Annotated in this window: 23 protein-coding genes and 2 pseudogenes; 18 read left to right on the forward strand and 7 right to left on the reverse strand. The window is 61.2% G+C overall.

What is annotated here, in order from left to right:
* Window positions 1-6 precede the first annotated feature (6 nt).
* On the reverse strand, window positions 7-714 hold the full coding sequence (locus ACFQDL_RS20140; RefSeq protein ID WP_379910574.1) for a Crp/Fnr family transcriptional regulator: 708 nt from the start codon (window positions 712-714) through the stop codon (window positions 7-9).
* 462 nt (window positions 715-1,176) lie between these two features.
* Between ACFQDL_RS20140 and ACFQDL_RS20145 the strand changes: the two genes are divergently transcribed.
* From ACFQDL_RS20145 to ACFQDL_RS20225, 17 genes and pseudogenes are all read left to right on the forward strand, one after another.
* Window positions 1,177-1,689: a glycine zipper 2TM domain-containing protein gene (locus tag ACFQDL_RS20145; protein WP_379910575.1), complete on the forward strand. Its 513-nt coding sequence runs from the start codon at window positions 1,177-1,179 to the stop codon at window positions 1,687-1,689.
* A 136-nt stretch (window positions 1,690-1,825) separates the two neighbouring features.
* Window positions 1,826-2,053, forward strand: coding sequence for a hypothetical protein (locus tag ACFQDL_RS20150; protein WP_379910576.1), 228 nt, complete (start codon window positions 1,826-1,828; stop codon window positions 2,051-2,053).
* Between the two features lie 68 nt (window positions 2,054-2,121).
* The gene (locus tag ACFQDL_RS20155) at window positions 2,122-2,910 is read left to right on the forward strand and encodes a transglutaminase domain-containing protein (protein ID WP_379910577.1); all 789 of its coding nucleotides are present in this window, start codon (window positions 2,122-2,124) and stop codon (window positions 2,908-2,910) included.
* 53 nt (window positions 2,911-2,963) lie between these two features.
* Window positions 2,964-3,809, forward strand: coding sequence for a transglutaminase family protein (locus ACFQDL_RS20160; RefSeq protein ID WP_379910578.1), 846 nt, complete (start codon window positions 2,964-2,966; stop codon window positions 3,807-3,809).
* A 127-nt stretch (window positions 3,810-3,936) separates the two neighbouring features.
* Complete coding sequence (locus tag ACFQDL_RS20165; RefSeq protein WP_379910579.1) at window positions 3,937-4,167, forward strand: hypothetical protein; 231 nt, start codon at window positions 3,937-3,939, stop codon at window positions 4,165-4,167.
* 260 nt (window positions 4,168-4,427) lie between these two features.
* Window positions 4,428-5,643 (forward strand): annotated as a pseudogene (locus ACFQDL_RS20170) (DUF2254 domain-containing protein).
* A gap of 14 nt (window positions 5,644-5,657) precedes the next feature.
* Complete coding sequence (gene atpD, locus ACFQDL_RS20175; protein ID WP_465263974.1) at window positions 5,658-7,139, forward strand: F0F1 ATP synthase subunit beta; 1,482 nt, start codon at window positions 5,658-5,660, stop codon at window positions 7,137-7,139.
* Window positions 7,114-7,518, forward strand: coding sequence for a F0F1 ATP synthase subunit epsilon (locus ACFQDL_RS20180; protein ID WP_379910580.1), 405 nt, complete (start codon window positions 7,114-7,116; stop codon window positions 7,516-7,518). The genes atpD and ACFQDL_RS20180 overlap by 26 nt, the downstream gene beginning before the upstream one ends.
* Window positions 7,511-7,846 (forward strand): AtpZ/AtpI family protein, encoded by a 336-nt coding sequence (locus ACFQDL_RS20185; protein WP_379910581.1) that lies wholly within the window; start codon window positions 7,511-7,513, stop codon window positions 7,844-7,846. The genes ACFQDL_RS20180 and ACFQDL_RS20185 overlap by 8 nt, the downstream gene beginning before the upstream one ends.
* Window positions 7,839-8,153, forward strand: coding sequence for an N-ATPase subunit AtpR (locus ACFQDL_RS20190; protein WP_379910582.1), 315 nt, complete (start codon window positions 7,839-7,841; stop codon window positions 8,151-8,153). The genes ACFQDL_RS20185 and ACFQDL_RS20190 overlap by 8 nt, the downstream gene beginning before the upstream one ends.
* Window positions 8,143-8,847: a F0F1 ATP synthase subunit A gene (locus ACFQDL_RS20195; RefSeq protein WP_379910583.1), complete on the forward strand. Its 705-nt coding sequence runs from the start codon at window positions 8,143-8,145 to the stop codon at window positions 8,845-8,847. Before ACFQDL_RS20190 ends, ACFQDL_RS20195 begins: the two co-directional genes overlap by 11 nt.
* A gap of 176 nt (window positions 8,848-9,023) precedes the next feature.
* The gene (locus tag ACFQDL_RS20200) at window positions 9,024-9,305 is read left to right on the forward strand and encodes a F0F1 ATP synthase subunit C (protein ID WP_379910584.1); all 282 of its coding nucleotides are present in this window, start codon (window positions 9,024-9,026) and stop codon (window positions 9,303-9,305) included.
* A gap of 3 nt (window positions 9,306-9,308) precedes the next feature.
* Window positions 9,309-10,244 carry a F0F1 ATP synthase subunit delta gene (locus tag ACFQDL_RS20205; RefSeq protein WP_379910585.1) on the forward strand — a complete coding sequence of 312 codons (936 nt, stop codon included), beginning with the start codon at window positions 9,309-9,311 and terminating at the stop codon, window positions 10,242-10,244.
* Complete coding sequence (locus ACFQDL_RS20210) at window positions 10,241-11,797, forward strand: alternate F1F0 ATPase, F1 subunit alpha (protein ID WP_379910586.1); 1,557 nt, start codon at window positions 10,241-10,243, stop codon at window positions 11,795-11,797. The genes ACFQDL_RS20205 and ACFQDL_RS20210 overlap by 4 nt, the downstream gene beginning before the upstream one ends.
* A complete protein-coding gene (locus tag ACFQDL_RS20215; protein ID WP_379910587.1) occupies window positions 11,794-12,678 on the forward strand; it encodes a F0F1 ATP synthase subunit gamma in 885 nt (294 codons plus the stop codon). The genes ACFQDL_RS20210 and ACFQDL_RS20215 overlap by 4 nt, the downstream gene beginning before the upstream one ends.
* 142 nt (window positions 12,679-12,820) lie before the next feature.
* The gene (gene clsB, locus ACFQDL_RS20220; RefSeq protein ID WP_379910588.1) at window positions 12,821-14,062 is read left to right on the forward strand and encodes a cardiolipin synthase ClsB; all 1,242 of its coding nucleotides are present in this window, start codon (window positions 12,821-12,823) and stop codon (window positions 14,060-14,062) included.
* 53 nt (window positions 14,063-14,115) lie between these two features.
* On the forward strand, window positions 14,116-15,972 hold the full coding sequence (locus tag ACFQDL_RS20225; protein ID WP_379910589.1) for a PHA/PHB synthase family protein: 1,857 nt from the start codon (window positions 14,116-14,118) through the stop codon (window positions 15,970-15,972).
* Between the two features lie 327 nt (window positions 15,973-16,299).
* On the opposite strand, the gene ACFQDL_RS20230 is transcribed toward ACFQDL_RS20225, so the two are convergent.
* The 6 genes and pseudogenes from ACFQDL_RS20230 to ACFQDL_RS20255 all read right to left on the reverse strand — a co-directional run bounded on the left by ACFQDL_RS20230 (window position 16,300) and on the right by ACFQDL_RS20255 (window position 21,006).
* On the reverse strand, window positions 16,300-16,407 hold the full coding sequence (locus ACFQDL_RS20230) for a DUF3309 family protein (RefSeq protein ID WP_465263975.1): 108 nt from the start codon (window positions 16,405-16,407) through the stop codon (window positions 16,300-16,302).
* Window positions 16,408-16,675: 268 nt separating this feature from the next.
* Window positions 16,676-18,504 (reverse strand): annotated as a pseudogene (locus ACFQDL_RS20235) (DUF6600 domain-containing protein).
* On the reverse strand, window positions 18,501-19,223 hold the full coding sequence (locus ACFQDL_RS20240) for a FecR family protein (RefSeq protein ID WP_379913501.1): 723 nt from the start codon (window positions 19,221-19,223) through the stop codon (window positions 18,501-18,503). Before ACFQDL_RS20240 ends, ACFQDL_RS20235 begins: the two are co-directional and overlap by 4 nt.
* A gap of 441 nt (window positions 19,224-19,664) precedes the next feature.
* Window positions 19,665-19,946, reverse strand: a complete 282-nt coding sequence (locus tag ACFQDL_RS20245; protein ID WP_379910590.1) for a hypothetical protein — start codon at window positions 19,944-19,946, stop codon at window positions 19,665-19,667.
* A gap of 144 nt (window positions 19,947-20,090) precedes the next feature.
* Window positions 20,091-20,282, reverse strand: coding sequence for a Thivi_2564 family membrane protein (locus tag ACFQDL_RS20250; protein WP_379910591.1), 192 nt, complete (start codon window positions 20,280-20,282; stop codon window positions 20,091-20,093).
* Window positions 20,283-20,445: 163 nt separating this feature from the next.
* On the reverse strand, window positions 20,446-21,006 hold the full coding sequence (locus tag ACFQDL_RS20255) for a lipid-binding SYLF domain-containing protein (RefSeq protein WP_379910592.1): 561 nt from the start codon (window positions 21,004-21,006) through the stop codon (window positions 20,446-20,448).
* A gap of 403 nt (window positions 21,007-21,409) precedes the next feature.
* On the opposite strand from ACFQDL_RS20255, the gene ACFQDL_RS20260 reads away from it, so the two are divergent.
* Entirely contained in the window at window positions 21,410-21,613 is a 204-nt protein-coding gene (locus ACFQDL_RS20260; RefSeq protein WP_379910593.1) for a CsbD family protein, read from the forward strand.
* The last annotated feature ends 10 nt before the right edge of the window (window positions 21,614-21,623 follow it).

Here is a 21,623-nt window from a genome sequence, read left to right on the forward strand (position 1 = left end):
CAAGGTCTACTCCATGATTCGGGCATAGAGCGACTTGTCGAGCCGGAAACAGCTGCAGGCCGACGCTTCCAGTCCGCCGCGGTCGAGGATCCTGATATCCCCGCGGTGGTAACGGATCAGTTTGCGGTTTTGCAGGGCGCTGGCCGCCTTGGTGATGCCGACACGACGTACGCCCAGGATCCGGGCCAGGAATTCGTGGGTGACATGGAAGCAGTCCGAATGCGCCCGGTCCTGCGCCATCAGGAGCCAGCGGGCGAGGCGTGCCTCCAGCAGATGGAAGCGGTTGCAGACCCCGGTCTGTGCCAACTGGCCCATCATCACATAGAGATAGCGTTTCAGCAGACCCGGCAATGCGGTACCGCGTTCGAGTGCGCGGCAAAACTGAGCGGCCTCCATGCGCAGTGCCTGGCCCGGACCCTGTACGCTGGCGTGCAGGGGAGACCGGTTCAGGCCGAGTATCAGGGAGATGCCCAGCATGCCTTCATCCCCGACCAGCAGCAGCCCCAGACGGGCGGGCCCGTTCATCGTTGTCGTCAGGGATATGAAGCTTTCCGTGGGGAAGTAGACATGCGAAATGGGGGCGCCAGGTTCGGCCAGAATCTCGCCGAAGGCCAATGTCACCGGCTCGCAACCCGCCAGAAAGCGCTGTCGTTCCGGGTGTGGCAAGGCCGCGATCAGTCGATTGACGGCAGGGGCAGGTTTCGTAGCCGGCACAATGATCTTCCTGGCATTGGAAACAGAGCTGGCGGTATCGGTCAAGAAAGGTCACACCGATAGCGCCCCTTGACACTGATGTGTCCACTTCAGCTTGACGTGAAAGCGGGTGATTGTCTGGGCGCTAGCGTACATATCAAGCCGGTATGAAAATACCGTTCATGATCACTGCCTTCCGTGTACGCCAAGGCCGCTGCCCGTTGCCCGGGTCTTTCGCCACCGCTCGCGGTAGCGAGACCATTTGGCCGCTATGAGCGCTAGCGTACAGAAGTCCGTCCCGAAAGTGGGCGATGATGGCCATGAGGACCGACACAGGCACCCGGATCGAACGGTCGTGCACGCGTCATCGACGCATGGAATCCCTGTCCGGTGGCCATCACTAGGAACGCGTGCGGGACCGCGGGGAACGAATGCGATGCCGGCGTCCAGGGCACCCACTTCAGGTTACGCAGGAGACTGGTCATGAAATTAAGGTATGGATTCGGTTCAGTGCTGGCGCTGATAACGGTTTTGATGCTGGGTGGCTGTGAAACCCTGAACAACCCGTCCTACAGGTCCGATTCCGGCACATCCGACTACCGGTCATCCGATTACGGCAACGGCTATCAAACCACCATCTATTCGGGTTACGGAGTCATCCAGTCCATTGAACTGGTGCGGCAGGACAGCGGGGACAGCGGGGGCAGCGGTGTGGGCATGGGCACCATCGCCGGAGCCGTTGTCGGGGGCGTGGTCGGCAGTCAGGTGGGGTCCGGCAGCGGCAGTACGGCGGCGACGATCATCGGTGCGGCCGGTGGCGCCTATATCGGCCATGAGCTGGAAAACCGGCCACAAGAGCAGACCGCCGAGGTATTCAGAGTCCGGGTGCGCATGGAGAACGGTTCCATGCAAACGCTGCTGCTGAGCAACAACAACCCCGGCTTCCGGGTGGGCGACCGGGTCAGAATCAGCAACGGCGTCATGGAACGGTACTGACAGGACAGCCGCTAGTCCGGTCCGGCAGAACCCTGCCGGCCGGCATGAAGTTTCGAGCCCGGTTGCCCCGCAGGGACGACCGGGAAGGGTTCGCCAGGTTCCCTGGCGGACACCGAATAAACGGGAGGTATGGAGCATGAAAGGGGTCAAGACCGTCAGCGCTTTGCTGTTCACGGGTGCGCTATTGGCCGCATTGTCCGGCTGCGAGAAAGAGGAGGGGCCGGCAGAGAAGGCCGGCGAGGAGATCGACAAGGCGATGCAGGAGGCCGGCGAGGAAGCTGACAAAACAATGGACAAGGTCGGCGAGCAGATCGAACAGACCGGCGAAGATATCCAGGAGGCGGCCAAGGACGACGACAATTAGGATGAAGCCGCTGTTCGAGTCTTTCTCCGACCGTAATAGCGGTTGCCGGTGCTCGATGGAGGGATAATATGTGGTTACGTGCCAGTTGTGACTTGACGTTCGATATCGGGGTAGCGACCCCGTTTATTCTCATGTTGAGGCCGCGCAGCGGCGCGAATCAATGGGTTTCGCGCGAAGAATACAGGATCGAACCCGTCGTGCCGGTTTTCGAATTCACCGACGGCTACGGTAACCTGTGCCAGCGGCTGGTCGCTCCGCCGGGAAGCTTTTCGGTCAACACCGTGGCTGACGTGATGGTCGCCGATGATGTCGACAGGGCGCCCGGCGCACCCTTCGTCAATGTGCAGCATCTGCCGGATGGCGTGCTCTATTACCTGCTGCCGAGTCGCTACTGCGAGTCCGACCACTTCAACGAGATGGCCGCCGAAATCACCGCGGGGCGGCTGTTGGGGTACGATCAGGTGGCGGCGATCGAGGCCTGGTTGCGCAGCGCATTCCGTTATGTGCCGGGCAGCACCAGCGCCACCTTGTCCGCCGTGGAGGTGAACGCCAGGCAAGTCGGTATTTGTCGTGATCTGGCGCATCTCGGCATCGCCTTGTGCCGCAGTCTCAGCATTCCGGCGCGTATGGTCGTGGGTTATCTGCATCAGTTGGAGCCCATGGATCTGCACGCCTGGTTCGAGGCCTACGTGGGCGGCCGCTGGTATACCTTCGATGCCACGCAGTCAGCGCTAAGAGGCGGGTACGTGGCGCTTGGCTACGGGCGGGATGCCGCCGATGTCGCGGTCTTCAATCAATTCGGCCCCGCCTCTTTTGCCACTGCGCAGTCGGTGCGCGTCGAACGCCTCCACGACTGACCCTGGGCAGGAATCAGGAAACCTTCAATCATCTGCTGACGAGGACCGCCTGCTTGATATTCAACATCCGACATCGCACCCGCTACAACTATTCTCAACCCGTGCGGCTGAGCCCGCAGCAGCTGCGCTTTTACCCGCGCAGCGACGGCTCGCAGCGCGTCGTCGCTCATCGGCTCAACATCAGCCCCGCACCGCAGGGGCAGAATGAACATCTCGATCTGGAAGGCAATCGCGTCACTCAAGTCTGGTTTGAGGGCGAATCCCAACATTTCGAGATCGAGGTCGACATGCAGGTCGAAACACTGCGCAAAAACGCTTTCGATTTCATGTTGGCGCCGGAAGCAATGCTGTTGCCGATCGACCACGATCAGGATGCGATCTGCGCCAGGGCTTATCTCGATCGCAGCCGAGCGGACGACGCGGTGACCGCCTTTGCGGCGGAACTCAGCCTGGGCGTCAATCGTGATACCTTGCGATTTCTCGATCGCCTCAATCGGCAGTTGTACAACGAGTTTACCCAGATTCATCGTCACTCGGGCGCGCCGCAGGCGCCGGCGTTCACCTTGCAGAGCCGGCGCGGCGCCTGTCGCGATCTGGCGGTGCTGTTCGTCGACTGCTGTCGGGCCGAGGGCATAGCGGCGCGCTTTGCCAGTGGCTATCAGAAAGGCAACCTGCAGAGCGATCGCCGGGATCTGCATGCCTGGCCGGAGGTGTATCTGCCGGGTGCCGGTTGGCGCGGATTCGACCCGACCCATGGTTGTATGGTCGCCGATACGCATGTGACCATCGCGGCGGCGGCGCACGCGCGCGATACCCTGCCCGTCAGTGGTGTTTTTGTCGGTGGGGGCGCGAGAAGCGCGCTCGACTTCGCGGTGCAAATCCAGGTCTCGGACCCCTAACAGCCTGCTAAGCGGTGATTCCGCCTGGTGCACCAGGACCCGAGCGTATGACCCTCATCGTTTCGCAGGCGGAACACCCCGGCTTCCGGGTGAGCGGCCGGCTCCGAATCAACAAGAGGCATGGATCATGAAAGGGCTCAAGACCGTCGGCACGCTACTGTTCACCGGAGCGTTGCTGGCCGCATTGTCCGGCTGCGAGAAAGAAGGGCCGGCAGAACGTGCCGGCAAGGAAATCGATAAAGCCATGGAGCAGGCCGGCGAGCAAGCCGAAGAAGCGGCGGATCAGGTCGGGAAGCAGCTCGAACAAGCCGGTGAGAACATCCAGGAAGCGGCGAAGGACGACGGTGGCGGCAACTGACCGGCGTGCGTGTATTGGCCTCGCCCGTTGTCGTTCTCCGGGAGAAGGCCAGGGTCTTCTTGAACCTGATCGTCCAGGGAATCGATTTGCCTGACGCCAAATCCGCTACCCGCAATATGCCGCTAGACTGTAGCCAGACAGTAAGAGCTACGGGCTAGCCGGCCCGCATTTGCGAACAACCGGAGGCTGGCGCAATGGGTGATCGATTCAGGTTCTTTATTCGTCGCATCCGTGAACGACTATGGGTCAGGCCGTTTTCGATGGCGGTGCTGTCGGTGGCCGTCGTGTTCCTGGCGAAGACAGCGGACGATCATGACGTCGGTCGGCTTGTTCCGCCGATCACCCAAGATTCAATCGAGACACTGCTTGCCATCATATCGGCCAGCATGCTGGTGATCGCCACTTTTGCAGTGGCATCGATGGTCGCCGCCTATACTTCGGCCAGCAGCACCGCAACCCCTCGCTCCTTTTCCCTGATCATCTCCGACGATATATCCCAGAACGCACTGTCGACCTTTGTGGGGGCCTTTATCTTCAGTATCGTTGCGCTGGTTGCCCTGAAAAACGGCTATTACGACAGAGCCGGACGTTTCGCCCTGTTCGTCATCACCGTACTGATCCTGGCCATGGTGATTGTGACCTTCGTGCGCTGGGTCGACTGCATCGCACGGCTGGGGCGCCTCACGAGCACCGTCGGGAAAGTGGAAGCGGTGACGGCAACGGCGCTGCGGCGACGGCGACGCGTACCGAACCTGCGCGGAATCCCCGCGGGACGGTGGCAGGATCGGGGAGAGGCCGTCTACGGCGGGTCGATTGGGTATGTACAGCGCGTCGAGGTCACGGCATTGCAGACCTATGCCGAAAAACGGGGTTCAGATCCGGGTGGCGGCATTGCCCGGCACCTTTGCTGCGCCGGACCGGGTACTTGCCTTTGTCACGGCGGACTCTGGGGGCCCCGCTGCTGTCGACCCGGCCCCGATCGCACGGGCTTTTGTAATCGGGCAGCACCGGGAATTCGACGAGGACCCCCGCTTCGGTCTCGTTGTTCTGTCCGAAATCGCCAGCCGTGCACTGTCACCGGCCGTCAACGATCCGGGTACGGCAATCGGCATTATCGGATCCTTCGTGCGACTGTTTGCGCTCTGGGCCGAGCCTGTCGATGACGACGACATACCCATTTCCGAATGTGATCGCGTAGCGGTGCCCGAGCTATCCGTGCAGGACATGTTCGATGACGCCTTCACCGCCATTGCCCGTGACGGAGCCGGTGCCATTGAAGTCGCAGGCAGACTGCAGAAAGCGTTTGCATCCCTGGCCTTTGTGGGTGACGCCGCGATGCGGGATGCCGCGACACATCATGCCCGCCTGGCACTGGCCCGGTCCGAATCGGTGCTGGCGCTTCCAGAGGATCTGGAGGTGATACGACGGCTGGCTGCATTCGCCCCTTCTGTGCAACGGGATGCGGCCGAGGCATGAGAAGGAGGCGTCCAGTGGCACCGAATCGGGATCACGAACAGAGCCGCGGTATCTCGAACACCGGCGAGGTGGTTTCGGTGCGCGGCAGTGTCGTGGATATCCGCTTCGCCAGGCAACTGCCGCCGATCTACTCGCTGCTGCGTGCCGGCGAGGAACAGCAGATCGTGATCGAAGTGCTGGCTCAGCGCGATGCCTGTCATGTGCGCGGTATCGCCTTGACGCCCACCCAGGGACTTGCCCGCGGGATGACGGTGCATGACACCGGCGGGCCGCTGCAGGCGCCGGTGGGCAAAAGCATTGTGTCGCGCATGTTCGATGTGTTCGGCAATACCATCGACCGCGAAGGGGCCCTGTCCGATGTTCAGTGGCGTTCGGTACATCGGGCACCGCCGCCACTGGCACGACGCTCCACCCGCGCTGAAGTGTTTGAAACCGGCATCAAGGTGATCGATGTGCTGCTGCCGCTGGAGCGTGGCGGCAAGGCGGGCCTGTTCGGCGGTGCCGGAGTGGGCAAGACGGTACTGCTCACCGAGATGATCCACAACATGGTCGGGCACCAGGAGGGCATCAGCATCTTTTGCGGTATCGGTGAACGCTGTCGCGAAGGCGAGGAGCTCTACCGCGAGATGAAGCAGGCTGGCGTGCTGCCGGACATGGTGATGATCTTCGGCCAGATGAACGAGCCGCCGGGCAGTCGTTTTCGCGTGGGCCATGCCGCGCTGACCATGGCCGAGTATTTCCGGGACGACGAACACCGCGATGTGTTGCTGCTTGTCGATAACATCTTTCGCTTCATCCAGGCGGGCATGGAGGTCTCGGGCCTGATGGGACAGATGCCCTCGCGTCTGGGTTATCAGCCGACGATGGGCACCGAGCTGTCGCAACTGGAGGAGCGTATCGCCAATACCGACAGCGGCGCGATCACCTCGATCCAGGCGGTCTATGTGCCGGCGGACGACTTCACCGATCCGGCCGCGGTGCATACTTTTTCACACCTGTCCGCCTCCATCGTACTGTCGCGAAAAAGGGCCAGTGAGGGACTCTATCCGGCCATCGATCCGTTGCAGTCCAGTTCCAAGATGGCCACGCCGGGTATCGTCGGCGAACGCCATTACCGCCTCGCGCAAGAGATCCGCCGCACCCTCGCGCAATACGAACAACTCAAGGACATCATCGCCATGCTCGGCCTCGAGCAGTTGTCGCCGGAGGACCGCAAGGTGGTCGCCCGCGCCCGGCGGCTGGAGCGATTTCTCACCCAGCCCTTTTTCACCACCGAGCAGTTCACCGGCCTCAAGGGCAAGCTCGTCAGCCTGGATGAGGCGCTGGACGGATGTGAGCGCATCCTGCGCGATGAATTCCAAGACTACCCGGAGAGCGCGCTGTACATGATCGGTTCGGTGGACGAGGTGCAGCAGAAAACAGCCACCGGCGCACCGCCGGCCGATACCATCCCTGAAGCGGAGGTCAGGCATGGTGCCGATGAAGATGAACCTTAAGGTACTGCTGCCGTACGGCATCTTTGCCGAGAAAACCGGGGTTTCGCGCATCGTGGCGGAAACGCAGGCGGGCGCGTTTGGGCTCCTGCCACACCGTCTGGATTGCGTCGCGGCGCTGATGCCGGGGATTCTGACGTACGAAACCGAAGCGGAGGGCGAAGTGTTTGTCGCGGTGGATGAGGGCGTGCTGGTCAAGGCCGGACCGGACGTGCTCGTTTCGGTGCGCCGCGCGCTGGCCGGCGCGGACCTCAAGCAGTTGCGCAATCAGGTGGAGCAGGAGTTTCTGACCCTGGACGAACACGAGCGGAGCCTGCGCTCGGTCATGGCTAAACTGGAAAGCGGTTTTCTGCGCCGTTTTGCGAGCTTTAAACATGACTGACGAGCCTGAAAAAGACGCGCAGAAGACGCCGGATTTTGCCGCCGAGGTCGGCGCCAAGGCGGCACGCAAGCTCAAGGCCCGGCGCCATGCCACGCCGGGTGTCTGGTTTGGTCTGGGGATGATGGGGCTGATCGGCTGGTCCGTCGTTGTGCCGACGCTGCTGGGGGCCGCCATCGGCTTCTGGTTGGACAAGCACAGTCCCGGCCAGTATTCGTGGACGCTGGCGCTGTTGATGGCCGGGCTGGCGATCGGCTGTTTCAATGCCTGGCACTGGGTGGCCAAAGAAGACCAGGCGATGCGCGAAGAACAGGAGGATACGGATGAATGAGACGTTGATACTGGTCCTGAACGGCAGCGCCGGCCTTGGCCTCGGCGTGTTTTTCTTCGGCGGCCTGTGGTGGACGATTCGCAGGGGCGTCTCGTCGCAACGCCCCGCGCTGCTGTTTTTCGGTAGTTTGCTGCTGCGCACGGGCATCACCCTGGCGGGATTCCATCTCGTGTCCGACGGTGACTGGCAACGAATACTGGTGTGCCTGCTGGGATTTGTCATTGGGCGCCTTATCGTCACGCGCCTTGCCGGCCCGCCACTGGAACAGCTTCCGGCTCCGGTGAAGGAACCCGATCATGCGTCTTAGTCCCGACGAGATCGTTTTCTGGCAATACGGCTTCATCCAGCTCAACGCCACCATTTTGTACACTTGGCTGTTGATGCTGGTGCTGGCTGTCGGTGCCAAACTGATTACCCGCAAACTTGCCACAGGGCTGGCGCGTTCCCGCTGGCAAAATCTGCTGGAGATCATTGTCACCGCGATCATGAAACAGATCGAAGAGGTCGGTCTGTCCCATCCTCGGACCTATCTCGGTTTTCTGGGTACGCTGTTTCTGTTCATTGCCACCGCCAGCCTGTTTACCGTTGTTCCCGGCTACCAGCCGCCGACAGGCTCGCTGTCGACCACGGTGGCGCTGGCGCTATGCGTGTTCGTGGCGGTGCCCCTGTTCGGCATCGAGGAGCAGGGATTGGCCAACTACCTCAGGTCCTATGTGCAGCCGACCTTCATCATGCTGCCGTTCAATCTCATCAGCGAGCTGTCGCGTACCCTGGCCCTGGCGGTCCGCCTGTTCGGTAACATGATGAGCGGGGCGATGATTATCGGCATTTTGCTCAGCATCACGCCGTTTGTCTTTCCGATCGTCATGACGCTGCTTGGCCTGCTCACGGGCATGGTACAGGCTTACATTTTCAGCATTCTGGCCGCGGTCTACATTGCGGCGGCCACGCGGGTCCGCACCCGGAGCACCGAACTGGGGACCAGCACCGGAAAGTATTAACCCGGCGGGTTAATACATGAAGCAGGGACGCTTCATCATTGGCCGCAGGCCAATGCGAGCGCCACGGAAACCAGCATGTCCGCGCACCTGCGCCCGTTTCCGTGGCGTGATGTGTAAATAGGTAGGGAACCTATTTGCACGCCAGATTAGTAACCTGGTTAATCCAAGGAGATCCTATGGATAGCATGACACTCATTGCCATGGTCTCGATTGTCATCGCCGGCCTGACCACCGGTTTCGGCACCATGGCACCCGCGCTGGGCGAGGGCCGGTCGGTGGCGGCGGCACTCAGTTCGCTGGCGCAGCAGCCCGACGCCGCCGCGACCATCACCCGCACCTTGTTTGTCGGTCTGGCGATGATCGAATCCACCGCCATCTACTGCTTCGTGGTCTCGATGATTCTCATTTTCGCCAACCCATTCTGGAATTATGCGATCGCCCAGGCCGCAGGACGCTAAGCCATGCTCATCGATTGGTTTACCGTTGGTGCCCAGATACTCAATTTTCTCATCCTGGTGTGGTTGATGAAGCGCTTTCTGTACCGGCCCATCCTAGACGCCATCGACGCGCGGGAAAAGCGGATCGCCGCCGAGCTGGCCGACGCCGCGGCGAAACAGACCGAAGCCGAGCAGGAGCGCGACGCCTTTCACCACAAAAATGCAGCATTCGACCAGCAGCGTGCCACGCTGCTGAGTCAGGCGGTGGAGGCGGCGCAAGCGGAACGCCGGCGTCTCATTGATGAAGCCTGCCAAGCGGCCGATAGCCTGAGCGTGAAACGCCGGGAAGCGCTGAGTCAGGAGCAACAACGCCTGAAGGATGAACTCGCCCAGCGTACCCGGGATGAAGTCTTTGCCATCGCGCGCAAGGCGCTGGCGGATCTGGCCGGAGTCGGTCTGGAGGCACGCATGAGCGAGGTGTTCGTGCAGCGCCTGCGAGATCTGGACAGCGCCACTCGCGACGACCTCGTCAGCACCCTGACGCCCGGGGCCGGTCCGGTGCTGGTCAGCAGCGTCTTCGATCTGCCGCCGCCGCAACGCAGCGCGATACAGGCGGCGCTTGAGGACCTGTTTCCAGCCGAGATCCAGGTACGGTTCGAGACCGCGCCGCAACTGATCAACGGTATCGAACTCAGTGCCAACGGACGCAAATTGGGCTGGAGCATCACGGATTATCTTGCGGCAATGGAAAAAAGCGTCGGCGAACTGCTGACGGTGCCCACTGGCCCCGATGCAGATGCCGATGCCGACGCCGAGCCCGCAGCCCCAGCCAAAACCCCTGAGTCCAAGTCCAAGTCCAAGTCCAAGTCCAAGTCTGAGCCTGAGCCTGAGCCTGAGCCTGAATCCGAATCTGAGTCGTCTGAGTCGTCCGGGCAGACCGGGCAGGAGCCGCGCGAATGAGTGCGCCGGCCGATACCCTGCAGGGCGTATTTGACCGCACCTTTGCCGATTTGCGGCAGGGGCGCGATGCCTTCACCCCGCAATTGACCGCACAGGAGGTGGGCAGGATCACCAGCCTGTCCACCGGCATCGCACGGGTCAGTGGTCTGCCCGGCGTCGGGTCCGATGAGCTGGTCACCTTTGGGGACGGTGTGTTCGGTATCGCGTTCAACGTGGACGAGGACGAAATCGGCGTGGTGCTGCTCGGCGAATACTGGCATCTGCAGGCCGGCGACGCCGTCGAGCGCACCGGCCGGGTCATGGACGTGGGGGTAGGAGAGGGCTTGCTGGGGCGCGTCATCGACCCGCTCGGCCGGCCCCTCGATGGCGCGGGCCCCGTTGTCGCCAGCGCACGCCTGCCGATCGAACGCCCTGCACCGCCGATCATGGATCGCGCTCCCGTCACCGTGCCGCTGCAGACCGGCCTGAAGGTAGTTGACGCGCTCATTCCCGTCGGTCGAGGCCAGCGTGAGTTGATCCTCGGCGACCGCCAGACCGGCAAAACCGCCATTGCCATCGATACCATCCTGAATCAGCGCGGCAAGGATGTGCTCTGTGTCTACTGCGCCATCGGCCAGCGCGCCTCTGCCGTGGCGAAGGTCGTGGCCACCTTGCAGGAGCAGGGGGCGATGGAATACTGCGTCGTCGTGCTGACCGAGGGCAACGACCCGCCGGGCCTGACCTACATCGCGCCCTATGCCGCCACCAGTATCGCCGAGTATTTCATGGCGCAGGGCCGCGACCTGCTGATGGTTTACGACGACCTGACCCACCACGCCCGCGCCTATCGCGAGCTGTCTCTGCTGCTGCGCCGGCCGCCCGGTCGCGAAGCCTTCCCCGGCGACATCTTCTATATCCATTCGCGACTGCTTGAACGCGCGACACGGCTGCGGCCGGAATGCGGTGGCGGCTCGCTCACCGCGCTGCCGATCATCGAAACCGAAGCGCAGAATATCTCCGCCTACATCCCCACCAATCTGATTTCCATTACCGACGGCCAGATCTACCTGTCGCCGTCGCTGTTCGAGCTGGGGGTGCTGCCGGCGGTCGATGTCGGCAAGTCCGTTTCCCGCGTCGGCGGCAAGGCGCAACGGGCGGCGTACCGGGCCGTGGCGGGCGATCTCAAGCTCGCCTATGCCCAGTTCGAGGAACTGGAAACCTTTGCCCGCTTCGGCGCCCGTCTGGACGAAGACACCCGCAAGGTGATCGAGCATGGCAGGCGCATCCGCGCCAGCCTCAGGCAATCAGAATTCTCGCCGGTGGCCCTGTCCGTGCAAATCACCGTGCTGCTGGCGCTGGTCGAGGGGCTGTTCGATCCGGTGCCGATGGACCGGATGGCAGAGGCCGAGCGTGCGGTGCGCACGGCAGGCCGCGAGATGCCGGACGACGTCTGCGCGCGGCTGGACAGCGACGACAGCCTTAGCGATGCGGATCGCGCAATGATCCTGGCGCTTGCCCGCGCGGCACTCGAAGGCTTAGCCGCGCAACCCGGGCCGACTGGAGAAAGGGCATGAGCAATACCACAGAAAGCCTGCGCCGCAAAATCGATAGCGCCACGGATCTGCAGTCCGTTGTCCGCACCATGAAGGCGCTGGCGGCGTCGAGTATCAGCCAGTACGAGCAGGCAGTGCGTGCGCTGGGGGAATACGCTCGCAGCGTGGAACTGGGGTTGAGCGTCTGTTTTCGCGGCTCCGACGCCATACGATCGATGACAGCCGAAGCTGTCAACACGAAAGAGCGCGCGCTGGGGGCCGTGGTCTTCGGCTCCGATCAGGGACTGGTGGGGCAATTCAACGATGTCGTCGCCGACTATGCTCGCCAGACGCTGACGCCTCAGCCGCAACCCTTGATCTGGGCGGTCGGCGAACGCGTGCATGCACGCCTGGAGGATGCGGACCTGCCATTGGCAGGAGACTTCACCGTGCCGAACTCGGTCAGGGCGATCACCCAACTGGTCGGGCAGATTCTGGCCGAGAGCGAGGCGCGGCTGAGTCAGGGCGAGATCGGCGGACTCTGTTTGTTCTACAACCGCCCCTCCTCCGGGGCGGTCTACGCGCCGGTCAGTCAGCGGCTGCTACCGCTGGATGCCAACTGGTGCCGCCAGCTGGCCGAGCGCCCCTGGCCGACGGGCAACCTGCCCGAGGTCTTCGGTACGGGTACGACAACGCTGCAGGCGCTGATCCGCGAATATCTGTTCGTCTCGCTGTTCCGGGCCTGCGCCGAATCCCTGGCCAGCGAAAACGCGAGCCGACTGGCGGCGATGCAACGTGCCGACACCAACATCGGCGAGCTGCTGGAGGACCTTAACATGACATTCCACCGGGTGCGCCAGGGCGGCATCGACGAGGAACTTTTCGACGTCATCTCCGGTTTCGAAGCGCTGCCCAAGCGCTAGCTGAAATAAGCCCAAGGAGTCCACAATGTGCATACAGGCCACGTTCTGCAAAGCACAGGTCCGCTACTTCGATCGCAACGATGGCGCCGAGGCACGGAAATGGCTCGAACGAGAGAACAGTACTGACTGAGGAGCCGGCAGGATGATCGACATGTCTCAGGGGACGCCGCACCGCCGGTGGCGGTATCGAGCGCAGCGGCTGGCGGGTGGATCCAGTTTCGTTGCCGGTAATCAGCTCACCCTGTTGCAGAACGGACAGGCGTACTTCCCGGCCATTGAGGCGGCGTTCGATCGGGCCCGGCATGAAATTCATCTGCAAACCTATATCTACGAAAATGACGCCACCGGACAGCGGGTGACGACCGCCCTGCGACGGGCGGTCCTGCGCGGCGTAAGGGTCTGCGTGCTGATCGACGGCTTCGGCTCCCGGAATCTGCCACCCGAGGTGCGCAAGCGGATGCGATCCGATGGGGTGAATCTGCTCATATACCGGCCCGAAATATCGCCCTGGACGTTTCGGCGCAAGCGACTGCGCCGCATGCACCGGAAAATCGTGGTGGTGGATCGGGACATCGCCTTTGTCGGCGGCATCAACATCATCGGTGACGGCACGGCCAGCGACGCCCGGGCTCCCCGTTATGACTATGCCGTCGCCGTGGAAGGGCCGCTGGTGGAGGCAATCCGTCTTGCCGCCCAACGCTTGTGGTCGCGACTGGCCTGGCGCTCTTTGCGCAAGGAATTGGCGCGCAGAGTGGAACTCCCGACTTCGACCGTTGCCGGGGGATCCATGAGCGCGGCATTCCTGCTGCGCGACAACGTTCGCCATCGCCGCGACATCGAGGCCGCGTATCTGCAGGCGATCCGGCAGGCGCAGTCCGAGATCCTGCTTGCCCATGCCTATTTTCTGCCGGGGCTCGAATTCCGCCATGCACTGGCCGGTGCCGTGCGGCGCGGGGTGCGGGTGGTGGTGCTGTTGCAGGGAAAGGTCGAATATCGTCTCGAGCATTATGCCGTGCAGGCGCTCTATGGCAGCCTCCTCGACAAGGGCATCGAAATTTACGAATACCGCAAGAGCTTTCTCCATGCCAAAGTTGCGGTGATTGACGGCCATTGGGCGACCATTGGGTCTTCGAATATCGATCCGTTCAGCCTGTTGCTTTCGCTCGAGGCCAACCTGGTCGTCGACGATGAGGTTTTTGGCGCCCGCTTTGCCAGGATGCTGAAGGAGACCGTCAAAACCGATGGCTGGCGCATAGAGGCGAAAAGCTGGAATCAACAGCCCGCCTATTTACGCTTCTTCAGCTGGCTCAGTTACGGACTGCTGCGACTGATGAGAGGGCTCAGCGGTTATGTGCGTGAAAACGACCGGGCAAGGGGCGAGTGAATGCCTGGTGCGGCAATAGTCGAGACTCCGGGTGGCCGGGGCAGGAGAGAAAGATGACGACAAAAGAAAATCCACCTGAAGTGCCAACGCCAGCGCCAAATGAACCGGCCGCAGCAGAAAATACATTCTGCGGCCAGCATCGTAAACTGCCGCCCGTCAAGGTCATCGCCGGGGAGGATGTGCCGCTGCTCGACCGGCTGTTGCACGTCGCCCTGGGGCAGGTATATGGCCTGTCTCCGGCGGCGCTGGGGCTGACCTACGCCGACTGGCTGACCCATCTTGCCCTTGCACCCGGGAAGCAGGCTGAGCTGGCCGGCAGTGCCACGGACAAGATGATGCGGCTTGCGGACCTTATGCTGCGGCAGGCGCTTGGACCAAAGCCCATGGAGTGTTGTGTCGAGCCGCTGCCGCAGGATCGCCGCTTTGTCGATCAGGGGTGGCAGGAGTGGCCCTTCAACCTGTACCAGCAGGCTTTCCTGCTAACCGAGCGCTGGTGGCAGGAGGCGACCAATGTACGCGGCATGACGCGGCACCATGCCGCCATACGGCCTTTTATCGCCCGGCAAATTCTGGATATGTGGTCGCCGCTGAACTTTCCACTGACCAATCCGCACATCATGAGAGTCACCGCGGAGCAGGGCGGACTCAACTTCTTCAGGGGCTGGCAGAATTTTATGGATGACTGGCAGCGGGCTGTTACGAAGCAGCCTTCCGCCGGAATGGAGGCCTATGAGGTGGGTGTGAACATTGCGGTGACCCAAGGCAAGGTTGTTTATCAGAACGGCTTGATCGAACTGATCCAGTATGCACCGGCCACCTCCGATGTGTATGCCGAGCCGCTGCTGATTGTCCCGGCATGGATCATGAAATATTACATTCTCGATCTTTCGCCCGAAAACTCGCTGGTGAAATATCTGGTCGAGCAGGGACATACCGTTTTCATGATTTCATGGAAGAATCCAGGCGCGGAGGACCGCGATCTCGGGAACAGGGATTATCGTGAGCGCGGCATCATGGATGCGCTCGATGCAATCAACGCGATCGTGCCGGAGCAGAAGATCCATGCCGTCGGGTACTGTCTTGGCGGGACGCTGCTGTCCATCGCGTCGGCGGCGATGGCGCGGGACGGCGATGATCGGCTCAAGAGCGTCACGCTGTTCGCGGCCCAGATCGACTTCGAGGAAGCGGGAGAATTGCTGATGTTCATCGACGAAAGCCAGCTCGCATGGCTCGAGGACATCATGTGGGAGAAAGGCTATCTCGACCGTCAGAAGATGGCAGGTACCTTCCAGTTGTTGCGTTCCCGCGATCTGTTTTGGTCGCGCATGATCGAAAACTACCTGCTGGGAGAGCGCACGCCGCCAAACGATTTGATGGCATGGAATGCCGACGCGACGCGCATGCCCTTTCGAATGCACAGCGAATATCTGCGCGAGCTGTTCCTGAATAACGACCTTGCGGAAGGGCATTTTGTTGTCGGCGGCAGGCCTGTCGCGCTGACCGATATCCGCGTGCCCCTGTTTGCCGTCGGCACGCAACGGGACCACGTCGCGCCCTGGCGTTCCGTGTACAAGATCAACCTGCTGACCGACACGGATGTGACCTTCCTGCTGACCAGCGGCGGCCACAATGCCGGCATCGTCAGCGAGCCGGGCCACCCGCGCCGTACCTATCAGGTCGCGACCCTGAACAGCCAGGACAAATTCGTTTCACCCGAAGAGTGGTGTGCCCGTACACCGACCCATGAGGGATCCTGGTGGCCGGAATGGAATGCGTGGCTGACCAAACATTCAGACGGAAAATCGAAACCGCCTGCAACCGGCGCACCGCGCAAGGGTTACCGCATCCTGCGCGATGCGCCGGGCGAGTATGTGCTGGTCAAATCGCCGGTGAAGGGGCAGGCCGGGTGAGATCGGATACCGACAGGCTCAGCTCAGGCGCCGTCAGTTGCCGTAAGGTTCCTGGCGACGCCTGCGTCCACCACGACAACCGTCGAACCGACCCCGACCCCCAGCCGTTCGATGTTTCGAGATGGTTCACGGCCTTTTCGCTCACTCCTATCCGATACCTGTACAACCTCAAAGACTACCGTCAGAGCTTTCCTTCCCGAATACCGTTGTTGACAACGCAACAAGTCGAATATCGACTTCCTTGAGTCGCCGCAGGACGGCAACATCGGCAGATCGTCCGCGACTACAGCTTGCCCAGCAGCAGCAGAATCAATACCACCAACAATATCAGGCCAATCCCCCGCTCGGGGCATATCCCCATGAACGGCTATGGGGCCATGTTGGAATGGCGCCGATCAGCAATAGAATCAGAATTATCAGCAGAATGGTTCCCATCTCGTTATATCTCCGAACGTAAGCCTTGATACCAATCCGATGGCCGTTCCCGGCCCGTCAGATTCCAAATGAAAGCGCCTCTTTGTACGAAATCGTACGACTGAGTGCGACGATCCGACCTGCCTTGCATGAATCATTTCCTCACTCATCGGGATGTTGGGTTCGCACACCGGATGCAAGTACTAAGTTAGTCGCCGGGGCAGTCTCGGTCTGTACTCTGGCGTACATAACGCCAGAACTCTCCGGGTCGAACATCACTTTATGAAGCTCATTGCAGATCCCTGCACTGGCTTGCATCCTGGTGCAGCCTGCGTGCCTCCCGCTCGCATTCCCGCTGACGCTCGCTCAGGGGCAGCTGCACGTTCTCGCTTCGACCGGCGGGCGCAGATGTCGGTGGTTGGCGTACCTGCCCCTTTTGCTGAGCATTGTCTACCTTGCGCTCCAGTGGCTCCTGCTGTTGATCCGCCGGCCGGTCACTGTCGGCCTTGCGTTGCTGCCGTTCCTGCTGCTGCTTTTGCTGCTCCTGCTGCTGCATTTGTTCCTGCTGCTGAGCCGCCTTCCGGTCACTGTCGGGCTTGCGTTGCTGCCGTTCCTGCTGCTGCTTTTGCTGCTCCTGCTGCTGCATTTGTTCCTGCTGCTGAGCCGCCTTCCGGTCACTGTCGGCCTTGCGTTGCTGCCGTTCCTGCTGCTGCTTTTGCTGCTCCTGCTGCTGCATTTGTTCCTGCTGTTGATCCGCCGGCCGGTCACTGTCGGCCTTGCGTTGCTGCCGTTCCTGCTGCTGCTTTTGCTGCTCCTGCTGCTGCATTTGCTCCTGCTGCTGAGCCGCCTTCCGGTCACTGTCGGCCTTACGTTGCTGCCGTTCCTGCTGCTGCTTTTGCTGCTCCTGCTGCTGCATTTGCTCCTGCTGCTGAGCCGCCTTCCGGTCACTGTCGGCCTTGCGTTGCTGCTGCTCCTGCTGCTGCTTTTGCTCCTGCAGCTGCTGAGCCGCCTGTCGGTCGCTGTCGGCCTTGCGTTGCTGCTGCTCCTGCTCCTGCTCCTGCTGCTGCATTTGCTCCTGCAGCTGCTGAGCCGCCTGCCGGTCGCTGTCGGCCTTGCGCTGCTCCTGCTCCTGCTCCTGCTGTTGAACCGCCTGTCTATCATTCCTGGTCTTGCCGGGCTCGGGTCTTCTCTTCGGCTCGACCGAGCGATCCAGCGGCTGCGGCTGAGCGGAGTCGCCAGCGGGGCCAGAGCCCGAGGCGCGGACGTCCACGGCGTCCTTTTGCTCGCCCAGCACCCGTATATTCTTCCGACGTTTGCTGGTGCTGTCTTGTACGGTTTCGACAACGGCAGGTTCCAGCGTCCGTCCAGGCTGTTTCCGCAAGAGATTTTCGCGCTGGGAAAACGGCGGCTCGGCAGGCGGTGGCGGATTGCGTGCGACGACCCGACGGTCGAACACCTCCGGTGTCGGTTGCGCCTTGGCGACCTCGCCACTGCCGATCACGCTGCGCGTGCTGGGGGCAATAGGGGCGATACGCAGGGTTTCGCCGGATGAGATTGCCTGGCGGTCAATACGCATCGCTGCCGAACGCACCGGATGTGCATTCTCAAATACAGTGCGGGGCACCACGGTGACGGCCTGTTCCCTGTGGCGGTTGGCGTAGTCGATTGTGTCGATATTGATTGCGCCACTGGAGTAATAGTTGTTGTAGACGTTGGTGATGGTCGTGTTCTGGATCACCGTGTTGTTCACGTTGACCCGCTTGAAATAATCGCGACTGACATGATACGAGGGCACATAGACTTCTCTCGGTCCAAGCGGAAACCAGCCGATGGGGGATGCGTCGCCGCCCAGCGACAGTGACAGGCTCCAGCCGCTGCCACCGATGAAGGCAACCAGCGCCGGCGCATAGACCGGACGTACCTGGCGCGGACCCGGCACCCAACCCCATCGATTGTCGACGTGGATCCATCGGCCGTAGTGCGATGGCGCGAACCCCAGGGGGCGTTATCCACCCAGGTCCAGCCCCAGGGCTCCTGCCAGACCCAATGACCGTCGCGGTAAGGCGCCCAGTCGGCGGATATTCTGGTTGGGAACCATACGTGACCCTGACCGCTCACGGGGCGCCAACTGCCGTATTCATCCAGATCGCTGTAGCCGGCCAGATCGTCGTCGACATAGCGCAGAGACTCGGAGCGCTGGAAACGCCGGTCCCGGTCCAGACTGTAGCGGTCAAAATCGTCCTCACGGGGCAGGCCGTACAGCTGGTAGTCGTGCAAATCCGTGTCGTAGAAACGCACCGTATCGCCCGCGCGCAGGCTGAAGTGGGCGTTTTCGCCGTAGACTTCGCCCCTGCCTTCCCACACCACAATGGTGGTGTCTCCGTGTCGCGGATCGACGTCGATCCGATAGCGACCGCTGCCGCTGATGACGAATGCCAGCAGGGGGTGGCTATCTCGACTTGCTGATCCCTGTACTGGCGCCGCACGCTCAGGCTAAGCGCGCCCTGGGTCAACTGGAGCTGCACAATGCGATCGTTCAGGTCGAGAATCTCGAGGCTGCTGTTTGCGTCGATCCGCACGGCAGAGCTGCCGACCTGAAATTCGGCGCGGGCATCGCGATCGGTCCATAGCCGGTCGCCGCGAATCAACGGGCGGTTGCGCACGACACTGAGCCACTGGTCCTCGCCGGAAGGCGAATAGCTGACCTGGCCATAGCTGTCGCTCAGGTGGCCCACGCGCCCGGAAGGATCGGCATTGGCGCCGCCGGCGAACAGTGCGGCGTACAGGGCAAACAGCAGCAAGCCGACCAGGGCAGGCAACCGAATTGGATTCGACATAATGTATTCCTCCAGGCTAATGCCCGAATGACCGACTGGTCACGCGTCAATGACTTCCAAAGAGGTGGGACGTTCAGGCGGTATTACTCATTCCCTGCCATGGGAACACAATGTATTGCTCCCCGATGGACCCAACCTACAGCGCATGACCAGCAGGTTCTGTACGTTGCCGAACAAAGAGCCTGTATTTGTTCCGTCGACCCTGGATGACACAGCGGTGCTTGATCGTCTCCTGAGGTTTTAGGATCCGAGTCGGCACCATGGTTTTAATGGGGGCTGTCGCCGGCAGAGTTTGAAAGATTCAATGGCAACGTTTCCGTGATCCAGCCTGGCCGTGAAACGGTGACGTTTGCTGTAAACAGCAAACAACCGGCGTCCCTGCCGGGTTAAGAAAACGGGTCTGTTTTCGTCAATCCCGTTTATTCAATAGATTCGTTGGTTCTATTTATTCAAGGAGGCGCATCTGGCGCATTGTGTTACACCGGCCTGGTTTTTATTTTCCCTTGCCGGGCTTGGAATCTTGACTGCGGGGTGTTTGCTGTGGCTCTGTCTTGGGCTCGGTATCAAATCCTTTGGGGGCTGCTGTGCCCTTGCATTGGACTCCGCTGTATCTTTGCGATGCTGTTGCTGTTGAGCGCCCGCCTGTTGTTTTTCCTGTGGGCGCGGCTGATCCTCGCGTTTTTTTGGAGCCGTGCCGCCTTGTTCTTTACGGTTCGTGTCCATTATAACTACCTTCTGAGGGATGCTCGTAGTATGCGACATTGCAAACCAGCGAGGTGTATAACATCGCAGATACAAGGTACCGCGTCGGTGCGTTGTCGCACTTAAAGCCTTCGAATAGTCGGGGATTCAGAAATCACCCGCCCGTCAGTTGCCGATACGTATGCTGTCCAGGGACCCCAGCACGCCGAAAACCTGCAGCAGCCATAGCACCACGACGATGACGACTACGATATTCAGGATATTCTTGATTTTTCGGTCCATGGGTATGTAGGCGTTGACGAGCCAGAGCAGCACGCCAACCACGATCAGGACGATGACCAGATTAATCAGGGGCACGAGGATTCTCCTTTAGCATCATGGGGTCTCCGGCAGCGCGACCGCATCTTCGGGTACGGACAGATGTGCTTCATCTATTAACCCTCCGGGTTAAAACTCACTCGGCTGTAGCGGGCTGCCGGCGAATCGGGACAGGCGCCGGTCGCGTCTGTCCGTTTCGGGTTCAGCGGTTGATTCGGGAAATTTTGGTACCCTCGATGCTGATGCCAGCCATCAATCCCTGCTGGCTGAAAATAAACGCATAGGCGTCATGCTTCAGCGTGGATGTCGAGAGGTTCCTGGCGACACCTTCGTCAACCAGGACGACGGTTGGACCGACACCGAGTTCCCAGCCGTTCGACTCTTCGAGATAGCGAACGGCCTCGTCTGTCATCAGAAAAACGGCATATCCATAGGACTGGGCACCAAATTGCAGGCCCCAGGACCCGGTAATGGAGTTGTAATAATCGGCAACGGTCGAACCCTTGAACAAGACGCCTTCGCCATAGCTGCCGCCGAATACCAGGCCGGCCTTAACGATATTTGGAAAAACGAGTATGCCCTTGGCCGACTGCGAAAGTTTTTCCGCAACGGGTTCTGTCTGATAAAGGGTCTGCAGGGCCTGCAGCGAATCCCTGTCCAAATCCTCGGCGGTTGCCGCCCTGGCCTGATTCATCACCCCCATTGCGACGAGGGTGGCCGTCATGAGTATGAGCGCGAGAACATGGCGTTGTATGCTGTACATGTCAAAACTCCTCCCGGGTTGGGATCCTGTTCATACGCCGGCTGATGGATAAGTCCATTGCGCGCCTTCATGTCGCAACCGGTTCTTCGCCGCACAACTTCCTGCGCAGCGGCAGCCTGGAGCCATTGGATGGAACTCCGGATGTCATCACAAGGCTAACCGTCTGAAAGGCGCGGGTCTGTACGCCGGCGCACAAAACGCCACAAGCGGGGTCCACCGAGGAGAGCGTAGCGGCGTGCCGGTCCTGATATCGGATCCTGCCCCGACGGCGTCGGAATATAGCCTCCCGGGTGTGCGTCAGCGTACCGACGTGGGGCGGTCATCCGATTAGGCTTGGGTAGCTGTAAATGGAGACATCGATTGGCGATTTCTCCCCTGAGATCCGGAACAGGAGGCGTACGACATGAACTGGGATATCATTGAAGGCAACTGGAAGCAGTTCAAGGGCAAGGTGAAAGCACAGTGGGGCAAGCTCACCGACGATCACCTCGATGAGATTGCCGGCAAGCGTGACGAGCTGGCGGGCAGGATCCAGGAGGCTTACGGCGTATCGAAAGACGAAGCCGAAGCGCAGATCAAGCGGTTTGAAGAGCAAACCAAGGACTAGTCGTCACGCG

The organism is Marinobacterium aestuariivivens, from assembly GCF_042661465.1.
GTDB lineage: Bacteria > Pseudomonadota > Gammaproteobacteria > Pseudomonadales > Balneatricaceae > Marinobacterium_A > Marinobacterium_A aestuariivivens.

Bases quoted from the DNA above. Each gene is read 5' to 3' on its own strand.
- ACFQDL_RS20145 (WP_379910575.1), top strand. From the start codon at position 1,177: ATGAAATTAAGGTATGGATTCGGTTCAGTGCTGGCGCTGATAACGGTT.
- clsB (WP_379910588.1), top strand. From the start codon at position 12,821: ATGATCGACATGTCTCAGGGGACGCCGCACCGCCGGTGGCGGTATCGA.
- ACFQDL_RS20230 (WP_465263975.1), bottom strand. From the start codon at position 16,407: ATGGGAACCATTCTGCTGATAATTCTGATTCTATTGCTGATCGGCGCC.
- ACFQDL_RS20260 (WP_379910593.1), top strand. From the start codon at position 21,410: ATGAACTGGGATATCATTGAAGGCAACTGGAAGCAGTTCAAGGGCAAG.
- ACFQDL_RS20255 (WP_379910592.1), bottom strand. From the start codon at position 21,006: ATGTACAGCATACAACGCCATGTTCTCGCGCTCATACTCATGACGGCC.
- ACFQDL_RS20225 (WP_379910589.1), top strand. From the start codon at position 14,116: ATGACGACAAAAGAAAATCCACCTGAAGTGCCAACGCCAGCGCCAAAT.
- ACFQDL_RS20195 (WP_379910583.1), top strand. From the start codon at position 8,143: ATGCGTCTTAGTCCCGACGAGATCGTTTTCTGGCAATACGGCTTCATC.
- ACFQDL_RS20190 (WP_379910582.1), top strand. From the start codon at position 7,839: ATGAATGAGACGTTGATACTGGTCCTGAACGGCAGCGCCGGCCTTGGC.
- ACFQDL_RS20185 (WP_379910581.1), top strand. From the start codon at position 7,511: ATGACTGACGAGCCTGAAAAAGACGCGCAGAAGACGCCGGATTTTGCC.
- ACFQDL_RS20155 (WP_379910577.1), top strand. From the start codon at position 2,122: ATGTGGTTACGTGCCAGTTGTGACTTGACGTTCGATATCGGGGTAGCG.
- ACFQDL_RS20240 (WP_379913501.1), bottom strand. From the start codon at position 19,223: ATGTCGAATCCAATTCGGTTGCCTGCCCTGGTCGGCTTGCTGCTGTTT.
- ACFQDL_RS20210 (WP_379910586.1), top strand. From the start codon at position 10,241: ATGAGTGCGCCGGCCGATACCCTGCAGGGCGTATTTGACCGCACCTTT.
- ACFQDL_RS20200 (WP_379910584.1), top strand. From the start codon at position 9,024: ATGGATAGCATGACACTCATTGCCATGGTCTCGATTGTCATCGCCGGC.
- ACFQDL_RS20245 (WP_379910590.1), bottom strand. From the start codon at position 19,946: ATGGACACGAACCGTAAAGAACAAGGCGGCACGGCTCCAAAAAAACGC.
- ACFQDL_RS20215 (WP_379910587.1), top strand. From the start codon at position 11,794: ATGAGCAATACCACAGAAAGCCTGCGCCGCAAAATCGATAGCGCCACG.
- ACFQDL_RS20205 (WP_379910585.1), top strand. From the start codon at position 9,309: ATGCTCATCGATTGGTTTACCGTTGGTGCCCAGATACTCAATTTTCTC.
- ACFQDL_RS20180 (WP_379910580.1), top strand. From the start codon at position 7,114: ATGGTGCCGATGAAGATGAACCTTAAGGTACTGCTGCCGTACGGCATC.
- ACFQDL_RS20150 (WP_379910576.1), top strand. From the start codon at position 1,826: ATGAAAGGGGTCAAGACCGTCAGCGCTTTGCTGTTCACGGGTGCGCTA.
- ACFQDL_RS20165 (WP_379910579.1), top strand. From the start codon at position 3,937: ATGAAAGGGCTCAAGACCGTCGGCACGCTACTGTTCACCGGAGCGTTG.